Below are 16,314 nucleotides of genomic sequence, written 5' to 3' on the forward strand. Positions count from 1 at the left end.
AATGAGAAGCAGTATATTTTATGTAAGTGCTTTAATCGGTATAACTTTTTTAAGTTGTGGGGAGCAGAAAAAAGAGCATACCATTATAACGATAAAAAATAATTTAGAAATTCCGCGTGCTTTTGAAACGGTAGAGGTTTCTAAAAAAGAGATAGTATTAGGCGAAAATCAAAAATTCGAAAATATTATAGTACGCGATATGGCAACGCAAGAGCGTTTAATCACGCAATTTGTAGATGAAAATAGCGATGGTGTTGCTGATGTAGTGTTATTTCAACCAGAAGTGGAACCAATATCAGAAAAAAAGTATGAAATAGTAGTTTTAGATTCTGTTGCAGCGCAAGATGTTACAGCCTATTGTTACTCACGTTTTGTGCCAGAACGTACTGATGATTATGCTTGGGAGAATAACAAAGTAGCATTTAGAACCTATGGGCCAGTAGCACAAAAAATGGTTGAAGATTCTGTTTCTGGTGGTACATTATCATCAGGTATTGATGCTTGGTTAAAAAAAGTAGAATATCCGATAATTAATAAATGGTATGCTAAAAATGATATCAACCCTGGGGAATATCATATAGATTCAGGCGAAGGATTAGATAATTTTCATGTAGGCTCAAGTAGAGGAGTAGGTGGTGTTGCGGTTAAAAAAGACACGACATATTATATTTCTAAAAACTTTACCGAATGGGAAACCATTACTACAGGTCCTATCAGAACAAGTTTTGTTTTAAATTATGCTGATTGGGATGCTGATGGACAAAAAATTACAGAAGAGAAACATATATCGTTAGATTACGGTAATAACTTATCTAAATTTGAAATACACACGACAGGCACAACCGTATTATCAGTGGGTTTAACGCTTCATAAAAAAGAAGGTGTTGGTACTGAAAAAGTAGATCAAGGCTGGGTGTCATATTGGGAGCCGCATGAAGGTTCAGAGTTAGGGACTGGAATCGTAGCCGCAAATGGTACTATGATTGCATCAGAGAATTATGATACTAACATGACCGATAGAAGTAATTTATACGCACAGTTAAAAGTTGAAAATGGTAAAGTGGTTTATTATTCAGGTTTCGCTTGGAAAGAATCAAAGCAATACCCAACAAAAGCATCTTGGGAAGCTTATTTAGAAGAGTTCGCGCTTAAAATAAATAACCCATTAGAAGTGAGTTTAAAGTAAAAACTAAATTAAAATAGATTATTATACGCCTCGTAGCATTTTGTTACGGGGCTTTTTTACAAATTTTAGCTCTAATTACTTATATGCCCTATTGATGTAGAAAACCGTAATAGTTCTCCATTACTTTTTACGAAATTTGAATATATTAAAAGGAAAAGTTTTTATAGTAAATAAATATATCTAGAATTTTTTCAAATTAATGAAGGATTTCGGAAGCTAGCTTCTAAATAAAAGATTTGTGAAACCTTGAGGAAATACAAAACCTTCCTTAACTAATATTATACAAAATAATAAATTTTGAAGGCTTATGTGTAAACTAACAAATACTATAAAATTTTGTATTTGTATTGATGAATAAATACTGAAGAATTAAATTATTATTGAATATTACAAAGGTTTTAGATATAAACCTCGATGATTAATAATAAAAACAAACCCCAAAAACAAGAATGCTTCGGGGGGTTGTAACCTACTATAAAAAACTAAATAGTTATATATTTTTGTTATTTACTAAACTTTACTGGACACCCAATTGATTTCGTAAAATTAGGATTTGGCTTTTCTCCATTTTCTAAGGCTTGAATAGCATTTTCAACATATTTTACTTTTACATCTTTAGCATTTTTAGCGTTATCATCAATAGTACCAATATACTGCACGGTTAATTCTGCATCTAATAAAAACACATGAGGTGTTCTTAAAGCTCCATATTGTGGTACTATTTTTTGATCTGTATCAGCTAGATACACAAAAGGGAAGTCTTTTTCATTGGCTCTTTTTTGCATAGCTTCATAACTTTCTCGTTCGTTAGTAGCACTAACATTTGGGTTAATAGCTACCACAGAATATCCTTTAGGTGCATATTCTTGATGTAATGAAATTAAACGATCTTCATACATTTTAGCAAACGGACATTCGTTACAGGTAAAAACAACAATATACCCTTTTGCATCTTCAATATCAGACAATGAAAATTGAAGGCCATCAACATTTTTAAGCTCAAAATCAGTGGCTTTGTCACCAATTTTGTATCCTGTCATTTCGCTCAAACTTTCCGATTGTTCAGGGTTGTGTCCTCCACTAGGAGGGCCTTTGTGTTCACCATTAGCAGGACGACCTTTTCTGTCTTGTGCATTTACATTACTAATAGTCATAAAGCTGCATACTAAAAGTGCAGCTATTAAAAATAAGTTACTTTTTTTCATGTTATTTGTTTTTTATCGTTTTATTAATTTCATTTTCTAGGTCTTGAATATCATTAAAAGGGCGTTCATGATAGGAACGGTTTTCATTATTGAATATAATTGTAAATGGTATAGCTCCAGACCATTTAGGGTTAACTTTATCTATCCAAGAATTGGCATCTGGGTCGTCTAATAAAACAACGTTTGATGTAATTCCTTTTTTCTTTAAAAAGGGTTTTAGTTTGGTATCTACATCTTCAGGAAAATCTAAACTAACTAAAAGCACTTCAACATTCGGATTGTTTTTTTCATACTCTTGAAATACAGGTAACTCTTTAATACAAGGCGCACACCACATTGCCCAAAAGTTGACGATATAAATTTTATCAGATTTTGTGTGTAATAAAGGTTCTAAGGAACTAAAATTTAGGATTGGAATCGTCTTGTTAATTTCTGAAGTTTTCTTTTTTGGAGCAGTTTCGTTAGAATTTGATTGTGCATTAGAAAAAGAAATAAATATTAAAAAGAGAGCCAAAATACGTAATTTCATAATTGCTTTTTTGTAAAGTGTAAAGGTGCATTTATTTGCTATTTTAAAGAAAACAAATAGATGTTTGGAGACATTATCTATATAAATAAGCGTATTTTATCGACGAGATTTTTTTATTTTTTAAACTCATTATTTTTTAATGTTCTAATAATTTAAAAAGTGGCTCTAAAAAGGGTGTAAGTTGCCTCTTGCTTTTGGGGAAAACCTAAAACATAAAAAAGATGAATAAAATATTTAGAAGAAATTTATTTTTCATGTAGTTGTTGTTACCAAACTCAGATGGGTTACAGATGGCTGATAATGCCAAACATTTACTGCACTCTAAATGTGGAGTAATTTAACTTACCTTTACTTCTAATTACCGTAATTTCAACCTTACTTTTAGTAAGTTGAAGTGCTTGAACTACGAAGGATTAATCTACCAAGATCCGTTTTGCAATTATTATCTTTGATAACTTTTAAATTTCATCCATGGATATAGTCAAAAGAAACAACGTTAAAGTCCTCGGGAACGGCTCTAAGGTTATCATGTTTGCACATGGTTTTGGCTGTGATCAAAATATGTGGCATTTTATAACCCCTTCTTTTACGGACAACTATAAAATAATTCTATTTGATTATGTAGGCTCTGGACATTCAGATTTAAGTGCGTATAACATTCAAAAATATGATTCTTTATATGGTTATGCGCAGGATGTAATAGATATTTGTCATGAATTAAACCTTCATAATGTTGTGTTTGTTGGGCATTCTGTTAGTTCAATCATTGGTACATTAGCCTCTTTGCAATCTCCAGATATCTTTGAACGATTAATCTTTGTGTCACCATCGCCACGGTATATTAATGATATGAATTATAACGGTGGTTTTTCAAAAGAAGATTTAGAGGGGCTGCTAGAAGTCATGTCTAATAATTATACAGGTTGGGCTAACCTGTTGGCACCTATGGTAATGCAAAATTCAGAAAGACCTAGTTTAACCAAAGAACTTGAAAATAGTTTTTGTACTTCAGATCCATTCATTACAAGGCAGTTCGCTAAGGTTACTTTTTTCTCAGACAATCGTGAGGATTTAAAAAAAATAAAGATACCTACGTTAATTCTTCAATGTACGGATGATGCTATTGCTCCTAGCAATGTGGGTGCATATATACATCAACAAATTACAGGGAGTACATTAGTAAAAATGAATGCTAAAGGTCATTGTCCACATATGAGTCATCCGGAAGAAACAATTGCTTGCATTAAAAATTTTTTAGAACAGTAACTACTAAAAGCTTAATGTATGAGTATTAATTTGGAAAATCAAGAAGAGTTTTATCATACTTCCCCTGGATTTAATTTCACGTTATCAGAATCTGGTGATGTGCTGTTTATCAATCAAAAATTCAGAGAATGTCTAGACTATGATCTAGCGGAGCCTTTGAAAATTAACGATATACTTACCCCAGGAAGTGTCATTTTTTTTCAAGTTCATCTTCAGCCAATGTTAGATTTGCAACATAAGGCAGATGAAGTTTTCTTGTCCTTTAAAACTAAAACAGGGAATACGGTACCGGTACTTTTAAATGCTATTCGGCTATTAGAAGGAGAAACCTCTAAGATTCATTTTACAGGTATTAATATTTCCCAACGCAACAACTATGAAAAAGAAATACTTCATGCTCGAGATATTGCAGAAAAAGCACTTTTAGAAAATTCAGAGCATATTCGTTTAAAAAAAGAACTAGAGTACAGTCAGCATCTAATAGAAGAACAGCTGCAGAAAATTGCTAACTATTCAGAGCAGCATAAACAAATAGATAAAGTACTTTCTCATGACCTTCAAGAACCCATTAGAAAAATAAGTGTTTTTGCAAGCCTTATAGAAAATATAGATCCTGAAATAGACAAAAATATTTCAAAAATTCTCACATCATCAGAACGTATACGTAAACTTTTGAACCGTATGCAGCGCTTGCACGCTATTGAAAATGCAAGTTTAAACCTTAGCAATGTTAATCTAAAAGACATTATTGAAAAAGTAAAAAAGAAGCTTGAAATTAATGATAACTTACTGCAAATTAAACATATAGATTCTCTTATATTTCCTGCAGATCATAATCAATTGGTTAATTTGTTTTCAGAACTGTTAGATAACTCCTTAAAGTATAAAAGAAAAGAAACCCCTTTAGTTATAAAGGTTACTACGGATCATTTTATGCAAAATACATTTATTGAGACAGAGGATAAATTTCAATATGGAAAATATGTACGTGTTATATACTCTGATAATGGTTCTGGTTTTGAAAATACATATGCGGAAACTGTTTTTGAGTTGTTTTCAAAATTACATTTGGATAAGGGCTTAGGGTTTGGCCTTACACTTGTAAAAAGGATTATGAGCTTACACAGAGGCACAGTTACACTAAAATCTATAGAAAATGAAGGAACAACATTAACAATGCTTTTTCCTTTAGAAGCATAATAGCATAAACTTAATATTGCCCAAATTAGATATAACCATACACATTCTTCCCTATAAAATTGATTTTATAAATTAGCTCTTTTTTATTTTTTAAGTCAAATAATTACATGGATTGAAGTAAAAAATAAAAGGATTGCTAAGTATCTTTGCTTGTTGCGTTTTGTTACGCTTTTAAAAGGGTACATGACAAGATTTAGGTTGCTGTTTTTTAGTTGTTTAAGCGTAGCTTTTATAAGCGAATTCTAAAAATTTTTAGATGGTTATTGATTTTAATAAAGTGAATTTCGAGGCAAAATTATAAAAGTGTTTTTGTTTTTTTTTAGAAAAATATTCGATTTTATTTTTAGATTTGAATAGGTCATTCATGAATGAAACGTTTATAGGTACCTATGGGTTTTTGGTTCCTTTTAAAATTATTCTATTGGCCCTTTTTCCATATTGAAGAAGTGTCCTAAAGTGACTTATTTATAGAAAGCATGTTTAAATTAATGAGAACACCATACAACACATTATAAATATAATTTTTAAAATACCCTAACAGTTTTGTAGACCTTTACGTATGAATGACAAAATACACCACGAAAAAATAGCTTTCTTAGATGAAGGAGGTCAAATGGGAAAAATCATGCGTGATTATCCTTGGAGTAATACTGTTTTAGGGGCTGCTCATACCTGGCCTCAAAGTTTAAAAAGCACTTTGTCATTGCTCTTAAATTCGCAATTTCCCATGCTATTATATTGGGGACCAAACTTTTATTGTTTTTATAATGATGCCTTTAAAATTAGTTTGGGTAGTAAAGGAAAACATCCTCGAATCATGGGTATGAATGGACAGGAGGCTTGGAGTGAAATGTGGAATACTTTGGGACCTTTATTAGAAGGTGTTCTAGCTGATGGGAAGCCAACTTGGCGTGAAAATATGTTTTTACCTATCGATAGAAACGGAACATTAGAAGATGCTTATTGGACCTTTGGGTATAGTGCTATTAAAAATGAAGCTAATATAATCTCAGGAGTGCTAACCATATGTACGGAAACTACTGATAATGTTCAAGCTCTTAAGAAGTTAGAAAAAAGCGAAGATGATCTTAAATTTGCTATCGATGCTACAGATTTAGGGACATGGGATTATAATCCTCTAACCGATAAATTGAAAACTAATGAACGTATAAAGGCTTGGTTTGGCTTAGATACTAAAGAAGAAATTGAGCTTTACCAAGCTACAAATGCTACCCTAGAAGAAGACCGTCAAAGAGTTAATGATACTATTCTCGAAGTTTTTGACTTTAATTCAGGAGGTAAATATGATATAAGTTATTCTATTAGGAACAAACAAAATGGACAAGAAAGGTATGTTAGAGCGCTAGGGAGAGCATGGTTTAATGAAGACAAAGTGGCGTACCGCTTTAATGGTACTTTACAAGATATTACAGATCAACAAAAAAGGTTAGAGCAATTAAGAATTAATGAAAGTCGTTTTAGGCGTCTCGTAAAAGAAATTCCTGTAGGGATCTGTATTTTAAGTGTAGATAATTACATCATAAACGTTGTGAATGACATGGCTTTACTAATTTGGCAAAAAAGCTTAGCCGAATCCCATAACAAGCCTTTGTTTAGTGTGTTAACTGAGATTAAGGAAGGTATAATTCCGATTTTTGAAGAACTTATAGCAACAAAAAAACCTCAGTATGGTAACGAATATCCGTTTATTCTGGAGCGTAATGGCGCGAAAGAAACTGGATATTTCAATTTTATTTTTGAACCTATACTAAATAAAGGAGAAGTTACGGAAATTATGTTGGTAGCTTTTGAAGTTACCGTTGCGGTTAAGGCTAGATTTGAGTTAGAAGAATCTGAACGTCAATTTAAAAACTTTGTCATGCAATCTCCTATTCCCATGGGAATTTTAAGAGGTAAGGAAATGAATATTGAAATGGCGAATGAAAGTTTATTAAACGTCATTTGGAGAAAAAAACGACATGAAGTTGAAGGGATAAGCATGTTAGAGGTATTCCCTAACCTTATCACTTCTAAATATCCTGAAATAATTCTTGGCGTTATGAAGACGGGACTTCCGGCATCAGAAAAAGAATCTTTTGTCTTTTTTAAAGATGAGAAAGGTTCTTGGGAGTTTTATGTAGATTATGATTACATTCCTCTTAGAGATTTAGATGGTGTTGTGACCGGAATTATGTTCACCTGTACTGATGTTACGGATCGTGTAGAAGCACGTAAAAAGTCGGATCTTTTTTCTAAAAACCTGGAGAAACAAGTTATTCTAAGAACAAACCAATTGAAAAAAGCCAATGATAAACTGCAACTTACTATTCGAAGTTTAGAAAATAGAAATAAAGAATTAGAAGCTTTTGCCTACGTTTCCAGTCACGATTTACAAGAACCATTACGAAAAATCCAAATGTTTGCAGATAGGGTAGCGAGTAGGGAATTGGATAATTTATCAGATAGAGGCATACAAGATTTTAACAAGATAATTAGTTCGGCAGAGCGGATGCGGACCTTAATTGAAGATTTATTAGCCTTTTCGCGTACCTCTAATAATGAAGCTAAATTTGAAAAAGTAAATTTAAAGTTGGTATTAATGGAAGTGATTGATACTCTTTCTGATAAAATTAAAGCAACAAAAACAAGATTAGAGTATGATGCTTTAGCAACGGCTTACGTGATTCCTTTTCAAATTCGACAAATTTTTCAAAACCTATTAGAGAATGCTATGAAATTTGCCAAGGATGATACTACACCAATTATTAAAATTAAAACTTTAGTGGTTTCAGGAGAGCACCTTGAACATCTTAATCTTTTACCAGAAAGCACCTACTCTGAAATTACATTTACAGATAATGGAATAGGATTTGCTCCACAATATGGCGAACAAATTTTTGAACTTTTTCAACGCTTGCACGGAAAATTAGAATATAAAGGCACTGGTATTGGTTTGGCTATAGTAAAAAAGATTGCAGAAAATCATCATGGTGCTATAATTGCCATAGGAAAAGAGGGGGTAGGTGCCGAATTTAAGCTTTATCTACCCTTATGATTCCAAAGTAGTCGGCAATGAGGACAGCATCAAAAATGGTCGTTTCGCTATTTGAAATTTAAGTTTAAAAGGAAGATAATTGTAAATCTTTGAGTGTAATGTTTTAAGTTTCAATCTATTTAGATTATTCTAATGAGAATAGGTTTTACTTTTCAACGTCTTCCATTAGCCAAGGGTCTATCTCATCATCGTTGTTTTTATGAAGTACCACGATATCTCCGGTAGTTTCAAAAATTACAGCTTTAATTTCGGAAAGTTTAACCACATTTGCTTCTCGTAATTTTGATCGTAAGTCTCCCTCAGTAACACGTACTTTCTTAAGATTATCTTTAAGAATTGTGCTGCCTTCCATAATTAATGTAGGCTGATTGTCTATTGCTTTTCTAAAGGGTGCATACCTACGCAAATATGCAGCAGCCAATTGAAGCCCATAAACCATTATCAAACCTAGTGCGCCCTCCGTTAAGCTCACCGAATTGGTTAATACAGTTGTGGCTAACATAGAACCTACAGATACCGTCATCGCAAAATCAAAACTAGACATTTTAGAAAAACTTCTTTTTCCGAATAATCTAGTGTATACAATGATAGCCAAGTAAATACCTATAGCAGAACAAACAATGAGCAATAACGATTGCATATCAATTTTTAATAGCTTATCGAGTAAAGGTGCATTAGAAATTTTTAAAGAAGTATAATGAAGCATAGTGTGCATTTGTTATTAATAGTTAAACTTAATTTTTTCTTAAAGATTTAGCTATAAAATTATTATATACAGCTTATTCTCATTAACTGTAATTCACAAATTGAGTGTTTTATTACTATTGCAGACAATGGCTTATAATTCTTAAACACTGAACATTGCGCTAGTTCTAACTACAAGGCGATATTTTTGAAGTAACAGGGTTCATTATTTAATTGAATGGGTTCATCATTCTTTTTAATTTCAACTAAATTTATTTTTAATCTAAGGCAATGAGTTGCTTAACAAAAGCAGAATGTCTAGGGTGTTTATTATGAACAATCAAAAAGATGAAACATGAATCAAGATGTAAACAACACTTTGAATGAGATTACAGAAATCCATTTATCATTAAAAGAAGTATATCAAAAACTTTCAGAAGATAGTAGCGGAGAACAACAGCAAAATTACAACAGTAAAGAGGAACATTTTGAGTCCTTATCAAAAGAAATGATTAAACTTATTTACAATTTAGGAGGTAAATATATTGAATGTAAAAACCCTACAGAGCAGGAGTTACAAGATTTAATTGCAATGATATCAAATAAAAATGATACGATAGCTTTTGAAAAAGTAGAAGAGAAGGTTGCTGAATTTAAAAAAATAGCTAGAGAAAAATATGAGACCGTGCTTCAAGAACATGAATTCTCACAGGATGAAGAGGAGTTGCTTAAAACTCATATAAATAAATTATAAAATTTATTTACAATTACGATATGGAACTTGAGGGAGTTATAGGCACATTGGCAGGAATATGTACTACTAGTGCCGCTCTGCCTCAAATTGTAAAGGCATGGAGAACAAAACAAGTAAACGATGTTTCTCCTTATATGTTTTTTGTTCTTATCATGGGAGTTTTACTGTGGACACTTTATGGAATTTTTCTTAAAGATTTAGCTATAATAATCACTAACGGTATATCAACATGTTTAAATGGAATTATGCTGGTTCTAATTTTTAAGTATAGGAGTACATCAACTTAAAATAATGTCAGATTAAAAAAGGGTAGTTGTTTATAAACGAACTACTCTTTTTTTTTGTGTTATATGTCTATTAATTAAGGTGTTTATTTATTTTCCTGTGAATGAATTGATAACATCTTCTACAACAATTCGGCTTGTTAATTCACAAGATTGCAATCCAAAAGAATACGGTCTTAAACCTGACATGTGTGTAAATGATAAATCATATGCATTAGGGACTAATTTTCCTGCAACATCAATAAGTTGAAAATTGGCAGAAACATCAATACCTTTTAATTTTAAATACCATTTTTTTTTATTTTTAATAAGGTTAAATTGACTCTCATTTTCAATTAGATTATACATTTTTTTAATATTTTCAACCTTACTTCTGGCAGCTCTTATTTTACCAGACTGTACTAAAGATTGAAAAGGAAAATTCTTTAATGAGATTGATTTTTGGCCAGAGCATACAATAAATTTTTTATAAGCTATTTTTTCGTTTTCAACCTCAATACATGTTTCTTTTGCGTCGTCAGAGTTTAGTGTCAAAATTTTAACAGCCCCTTTTTTCAGGCTTAATTTTCCTTTTTCATGTAATGCAAGCATGATCTTAGCAGACTCTAAAGGCATAGCTGCAATAACGTTTAATAAAAAGGGCATTACTTCTTTATTAAAAATATAATGATCTTCAGCAGACAGAAGTTCGGCATGAAAATTTAAAGTGTACATTAAATCATCAATCACTTCTTTCCAATAAATTGGTTGTTCTTTAGTTATGGCTTTTTGAGCTTCTTTGAGCTCGTCCTGCATTCCTTTAAAAGGATCTGGATATTCATGTTTTTCGGTCATAACAGCCACAAAATCTAGAAATCCAAAATTATCGTTTTGTAATTGGTTTACAACATCAATCAAATCATCATTATATAAAGCTTTGCGTAAGGCAGGCTTACACACCAAATTAAAATAAGTATCTAAACCTAGAAATCCATTTTCATCTAATAAATCTTGTAATACATTTTTAGTAACGTGCCTATAAACTTCACGCATAGGCTCCTTTTGTTCGTATTGTAAATGTGGCAACCAACCATTAAAATCATGCATTACAATAGTAAAGCTTTCAGTATGTGCATCAGGAATGTATTCAATTTTACCCCCTTGTTTTTTAAAATCCCCATGCCTTCTAGATAGTGAAGAGACCACATCAAAAGCACTTAACGAAGCGCCTAAAATACCTACTGTGTAATTATCGTAAGTTCCTTTTTCAGGGAGCACTTTTGTGATTGGCCAAGGTGATGCAAAATACCCTATTTGTGTATTATCTTCATAAATCCATTCATGACCTGAAGCAATAATTACGTTATTACATGTAATACTGTCCTTATCCTTTATAACTAGCTCAAATTCCTGTATCGTTTCTGAAGCTATGATATCAATAACTTCTGCGTTGCATAATTCTACAACTTTAATATTGGCATTTTCTAAAAGGCTTTTGTAGTATTCATATTCATTTTTAAAATACTGCCCTAAGACAAGTCTAGGATAGACGATGGTTTCAGAGATTTTGTCCGTATCTATTTCTAATCCTTTTAGCGCTTCTTCAGGTTGCTCTTTCAACCAAGAGGCCAAAGACTGGCTCAAAAGAGGAATCTCTTCAGAGGAGATATTAGACATATTACACAACTCTGTATATTTCTCGGAATATGGCATACCTATGCCTGCGTGAGCTTGTTTCTCGGTGATATATATAGTAGTTATTACCGTAGAAATTAAAGATCGATTATCTGCTATATTTTTTAAAACGTAGAGCGCTGTTGGGCCACTACCTATAATCCCTATGCTTCGTTTCATAGTGTTGTTTTAAGTTGTAAGAATCGATTATAAAATTAGTTTTTGGTATATTATTATTGACTCAAATAATAAAAGGAAAAGCCATAAAACTACCTGGTATACCGGATTGTTTTAGGGCTTTATATCCTTATAATTATTTATTATAAGGTATATATTTGGCAACAATACCCAGGAATTGTCAATTTTCCGGTCCAATCTTGTCCATCTGTTTCTTCCTCAGAATGATTAATACCTTTAATTTCTAAATCAGAAAAATCAGAATCATAACCATTCCAAGAGCTATTAAAACGTAGTTTCCAATCAACATTACCTTCCAATCCTATTCCATAGTCTTGGTAATCTACAGTACTAAAATTTAAGAGTACAAGAACAGGTTCTTTATGTTCTCTATCTTTTCTAATGTACGCCAGTATTTTGGTGTCATTATTAAAATGTACTATTTGAATTTCTTGATCTCTTAGGCCTGCGGTTTTATCTTGTTTTCCTGTTCTTAAGAGAATTAAGTCTCGAACTAATTTTTGAATACCTTGATGTTTTTCAAACTTCTCCCAATCTAAACCTTCGGTATCTTGAAAATATTCATCTTCTATAAATTCTTGGCCTTGAAACAGCATGGGTATTCCTGGAGCAGTTAAAGTTAGTGCTAAACCTAGAATAGCTCGTTTTTTTGCAAAGGTGCTCTCTGCATCACCAGGCTGTATTTCTTCCGGAACTCTTGCTTTACCATTAGCCACCTCATCATGAGATTCTGTATATACAATTCTAGTAAAAACATCTGTACTGTATTTAAATTCTAAAGCATCTACAATTTTTTGCAAATCTCTAGAAGTATCATAAGGATCTTCTAGCACTTCTCTTACGGGGTGTACAAAATTCATATCCCATTGGCTACCATAGCCTAGGCCATTATGTTCAATGGCATCCGTAACTTTATTCTCTCCTTTTAAGTCTTCTGCAATGGTGAGTATGTGAGGATATTTCTCTTGTAATTCCGCGTTTATATCACGCATTAAAATGTTGCCTTCCTCAATTTCGGTATCATAACCTAGTCCGCCGCCCTCATAGCGTATATAGGAGGTAGCGTCCATTCGTAAACCATCACATTTATATTTTTCTATCCACATTAGCGCATTGTCTCGAAGGTATTGCCGTACTTCTGGTCTGCCATAATCGGGTCTAGTATCTCCCCATGGTGTAGCGCTTCTATGGTCATTATAAAAATAGATACCGCCTTTATCATTTTCTCCCCAACCGTCAAATTGCCATAAGTCTACATCGGAAGGTCCTAAATGATTATATACCACATCTATAATTACCGCAATTCCTTTCTCATGCGCAGCTTTTACCAATCTAGCAAAAGCATCAGGTCCTCCGTAATCTTGTTCTATAGCAAACGGATGAGCAGGATTGTAGCCCCATGAAATACCTCCTGCAAATTCGGCAACTGGGAGTAACTCAATACAGTTTATACCTAATTTTTGTAAATAAGGAAGTTTTTCTATCACACTATCAAAATTAGCCACTTCATTAGGATCTTTTCTATTGAATGTACCTACATGCAATTCATAAATAACTAATTCATTCCAATGGGCCATCTTAAAATTATCATCACCCCAATCAAAATTCAATGTTCTTACAATAGAGTTTCCTATGCTACTAGTAACTTCAAAAGCGTACGGATCATTACGTTCATATTCTTTACAATTAGTATGGATAATGTATTTATACTCGTCACCTTCTTTGACCGAATCAAAGGCCGCTGCCCAATACCCATTTTCTTCTAAAGCGAGCGGCATGCTAGTACGCTTCCAATCATTAAAAGAACCCATTACAAAAACTTTTTCAGCATTTGGAGCCCAGACTCTAAATGTTGTTTCACCATCTTTTAAAACAGCTCCCATTCCTTGAGATTTGTTGATGGTCATATCCATCTCTTTATATTTTATTTCAGCCATTTTTTTATTTTTAAGTACTTGTTTTCTAACTTCTAAAGTAGTCTTAGTACCTTAGTATCAGTATCTCTAATAGATTTTTTGTTAACCCTAATTGCTTTTTTTAAAGAAACCTTAATTGTATTGCGATTGTGTTAAATCTTAAATGGAATAGAGTACGGTAGCATTAAAAAGGAGTGTAATTTTCAGTCCTTAAATACAAAAGAACTAATGGGTATCAGTAAGTATACGAAAAGAGCAATTATAGGCGGGGTAATTTCTTTAGTGGCCATCATGACAGGAACTTTTTTATTAGGAGAGTTGAGTGGTTATGAAGCAAAAGTGTTAATTAAACATTCCTTATCAGGATTAAATATGCTTTGCAATACCATTGTATTAGCTTCTGCTACTATTTTGGCCCTACTGTTAACGCTCTTGAGTTTGAGTTCAGCATCGAATACAAAACTGAAAAGAGATCATTATTTGCACGTGCTACAGATTGCTAAAATAGACACTGCGGTTTTTATTATCGCTTTGATTTCGTTCTTAATCTTTAACCTTCCTATTACAGAATCTGATAATGTTCCGGACAATTGGTTTAATGCAATTTATTATGGGAGTTTGATTGTTTCTAGTATCTTAAGTTCAGCATTAATTGTTGTTGTGCTGATGCTCTATAATACCGTGGTAAATATTATAAGAATTGTAGGGCTAGGGGAGAAAGATCATCCGTTAACTATAAAAAATGATGCGACGGATAGCGAGGATGATTTATAAAAAAAAAGAGAAAATTTCAAATTTGAGTATTGAAATTTTCTCTTTTTTCTTAAGTCGTTTTTTTAAAGTAGCAATTATCCACCCACAACAATTCCACCGTTAATATGTAAAATTTGTCCTGTCATATAACTAGAATCTTCTGCAGCCAAATACACATAAGCAGGAGCAACCTCAGAAGGTTGTCCGCATCTACCTAATGGAGTGTTTTTTCCAAAATCTCCAATATCTGTCATCGTAGCAGGAATTAAAGGTGTCCAAATTGGCCCTGGAGCCACACCGTTTACAAGAATACCTTTTGGAGCAAGTTGTGCAGATAAAGATCTTGTAAAAGAGGTAATAGCTCCTTTGGTAGAAGCGTAATCAATAAGTTCATTATGTCCTTTGTAACCTGTTATAGACGTTGTGTTGATTATTCTAGCTCCTTTTCCCATATATTGATATGCTTGTTGCGTCAGATAAATCATAGATAGAATGTTGGTTCTAAAGGTTTTCTCTAAATGCTCAATAGAAATATCAGAAAATTCTTCTTCTACATATTGTGTAGCAGCATTATTAACTAAAATATCAATTTTTCCATAGGTTTTTATCACAGTCTCTATAAGATTTTGGCAGTATGTAAAATCTTTAAGGTCTCCACTAATCTTGATGCAATTTTGACCTTCTTTCTGTATTATAGCGGCTGTTTCTTCAGCATCTTTACGTTCGTTTAAGTACGCTATCGCAATATCTGCACCTTCTTTGGCATAATGTACCGCTATGGCGCGTCCTATTCCGCTATCGCCACCCGTTATTAAAGCTACTTTTCCTTTCAGTTTTCCACTTCCTTTATAAGTAGATTTTATAATTTCAGGCTTTTCGTTCATGGCTGATTCCAATCCTGGTCTTCCTATTTCTTGTGCATCCTTTTGTTTTAAATCTTTACCCATTTGTCCTAGTTTTAAGTGTTGAATTGTTATGTTGAGTCTTATCCGTATATGTCTGGATAGTTCTTACAAATAAAAACTTGTTTATAGAAAATGATTGATGCTAATGCATGAAAAGTTACCCTAATCTCATCTAGAGTAATAAATTATAGGAATAGTTTTTAATTAAATATAGGCGTGATCCGCTTATGTTTTAAGAATAAAGTGCTCTTTCTGAAAATTACATAGAAAATCTGACCAGTTCATACTTAAAATTTTCTGCATACAGTTCTTTAAATCTTGAAACCTGTTGGGTTTAATTACATAAAGATTGGCACCTTTTTCATAACAGCATTGGATGTCCAAACCACTAGAAGAGGTAGAATACATAGCCACAATAACATTTTTCAGCGTTTTATGGCTTCTAATAAGTTCTAAACATTCCGTACCATTCATGACCGGCATATTTAAATCTAAAAATATAATATCGGGGATGATGTCACTATTGGCGTCAAAGAAGCTTAGTGGTTCTCTACCATTAACAAATTCTCTTAACTCAAAATTTACGTCTAAACTTTCTAGTCCTTCTATAAAGAAAGATCTATCATCTTCATCGTCATCAACTAACCATATTATCATTTTTTTGTCTGTCATAGATGCAATGAGATTAATTTAATGTGATTGATAAAATTAAATTATTTTTCGATT

At 32.4% G+C, this 16,314-nt stretch carries 14 protein-coding genes; 7 read left to right on the forward strand and 7 right to left on the reverse strand.

Going from position 1 to position 16,314, the window contains the following annotated elements; translation table 11 throughout:
* Position 1 precedes the first annotated feature (1 nt).
* Positions 2 to 1,186, forward strand: a complete 1,185-nt coding sequence (locus H0I23_RS05025; RefSeq protein WP_216785365.1) for a DUF4861 family protein — start codon at positions 2 to 4, stop codon at positions 1,184 to 1,186.
* 503 nt (positions 1,187 to 1,689) lie between these two features.
* Here H0I23_RS05025 and H0I23_RS05030 read toward each other — a convergent pair.
* Both H0I23_RS05030 and H0I23_RS05035 read right to left on the reverse strand, forming a co-directional pair.
* Positions 1,690 to 2,391, reverse strand: coding sequence for a thioredoxin family protein (locus H0I23_RS05030; RefSeq protein WP_216785366.1), 702 nt, complete (start codon positions 2,389 to 2,391; stop codon positions 1,690 to 1,692).
* A gap of 1 nt (position 2,392) precedes the next feature.
* Positions 2,393 to 2,920, reverse strand: coding sequence for a TlpA disulfide reductase family protein (locus H0I23_RS05035; protein ID WP_216785367.1), 528 nt, complete (start codon positions 2,918 to 2,920; stop codon positions 2,393 to 2,395).
* Positions 2,921 to 3,481: 561 nt separating this feature from the next.
* On the opposite strand from H0I23_RS05035, the gene H0I23_RS05040 reads away from it, so the two are divergent.
* The 3 genes from H0I23_RS05040 to H0I23_RS05050 all read left to right on the forward strand — a co-directional run bounded on the left by H0I23_RS05040 (position 3,482) and on the right by H0I23_RS05050 (position 8,441).
* Positions 3,482 to 4,186, forward strand: coding sequence for an alpha/beta fold hydrolase (locus tag H0I23_RS05040; RefSeq protein ID WP_305853958.1), 705 nt, complete (start codon positions 3,482 to 3,484; stop codon positions 4,184 to 4,186).
* A gap of 18 nt (positions 4,187 to 4,204) precedes the next feature.
* Positions 4,205 to 5,386 carry an ATP-binding protein gene (locus H0I23_RS05045; protein WP_216785369.1) on the forward strand — a complete coding sequence of 394 codons (1,182 nt, stop codon included), beginning with the start codon at positions 4,205 to 4,207 and terminating at the stop codon, positions 5,384 to 5,386.
* Positions 5,387 to 5,945: 559 nt separating this feature from the next.
* A complete protein-coding gene (locus H0I23_RS05050) occupies positions 5,946 to 8,441 on the forward strand; it encodes an ATP-binding protein (protein ID WP_216785370.1) in 2,496 nt (831 codons plus the stop codon).
* Positions 8,442 to 8,586: 145 nt separating this feature from the next.
* Here the strand turns inward: H0I23_RS05050 and H0I23_RS05055 are convergent, their stop codons facing one another.
* On the reverse strand, positions 8,587 to 9,147 hold the full coding sequence (locus tag H0I23_RS05055) for a DUF421 domain-containing protein (RefSeq protein WP_216785371.1): 561 nt from the start codon (positions 9,145 to 9,147) through the stop codon (positions 8,587 to 8,589).
* Between the two features lie 333 nt (positions 9,148 to 9,480).
* Here H0I23_RS05055 and H0I23_RS05060 point away from each other — a divergent pair, with 333 nt between their 5' ends.
* Together H0I23_RS05060 and H0I23_RS05065 are read left to right on the forward strand one after the other, a co-directional pair.
* Positions 9,481 to 9,879 carry a hypothetical protein gene (locus H0I23_RS05060; protein WP_216785372.1) on the forward strand — a complete coding sequence of 133 codons (399 nt, stop codon included), beginning with the start codon at positions 9,481 to 9,483 and terminating at the stop codon, positions 9,877 to 9,879.
* Between the two features lie 20 nt (positions 9,880 to 9,899).
* Positions 9,900 to 10,166, forward strand: a complete 267-nt coding sequence (locus H0I23_RS05065; protein WP_216785373.1) for a SemiSWEET family sugar transporter — start codon at positions 9,900 to 9,902, stop codon at positions 10,164 to 10,166.
* 87 nt (positions 10,167 to 10,253) lie between these two features.
* Here the strand turns inward: H0I23_RS05065 and H0I23_RS05070 are convergent, their stop codons facing one another.
* Entirely contained in the window at positions 10,254 to 11,996 is a 1,743-nt protein-coding gene (locus tag H0I23_RS05070; protein ID WP_216785374.1) for an FAD/NAD(P)-binding protein, read from the reverse strand.
* Between the two features lie 140 nt (positions 11,997 to 12,136).
* Positions 12,137 to 13,951 (reverse strand): alpha-amylase family glycosyl hydrolase, encoded by a 1,815-nt coding sequence (locus H0I23_RS05075; RefSeq protein WP_216785375.1) that lies wholly within the window; start codon positions 13,949 to 13,951, stop codon positions 12,137 to 12,139.
* A 207-nt stretch (positions 13,952 to 14,158) separates the two neighbouring features.
* Between H0I23_RS05075 and H0I23_RS05080 the strand changes: the two genes are divergently transcribed.
* Positions 14,159 to 14,704: a hypothetical protein gene (locus tag H0I23_RS05080; protein ID WP_216785376.1), complete on the forward strand. Its 546-nt coding sequence runs from the start codon at positions 14,159 to 14,161 to the stop codon at positions 14,702 to 14,704.
* Between the two features lie 74 nt (positions 14,705 to 14,778).
* On the opposite strand, the gene H0I23_RS05085 is transcribed toward H0I23_RS05080, so the two are convergent.
* A complete protein-coding gene (locus tag H0I23_RS05085) occupies positions 14,779 to 15,630 on the reverse strand; it encodes an SDR family oxidoreductase (protein ID WP_216785377.1) in 852 nt (283 codons plus the stop codon).
* A 183-nt stretch (positions 15,631 to 15,813) separates the two neighbouring features.
* Positions 15,814 to 16,260 (reverse strand): response regulator, encoded by a 447-nt coding sequence (locus tag H0I23_RS05090; protein ID WP_216785378.1) that lies wholly within the window; start codon positions 16,258 to 16,260, stop codon positions 15,814 to 15,816.
* Between the last annotated feature and the right edge of the window lie 54 nt (positions 16,261 to 16,314).

Source organism: Cellulophaga sp. HaHaR_3_176 (assembly GCF_019021925.1).
Lineage (GTDB): Bacteria > Bacteroidota > Bacteroidia > Flavobacteriales > Flavobacteriaceae > Cellulophaga.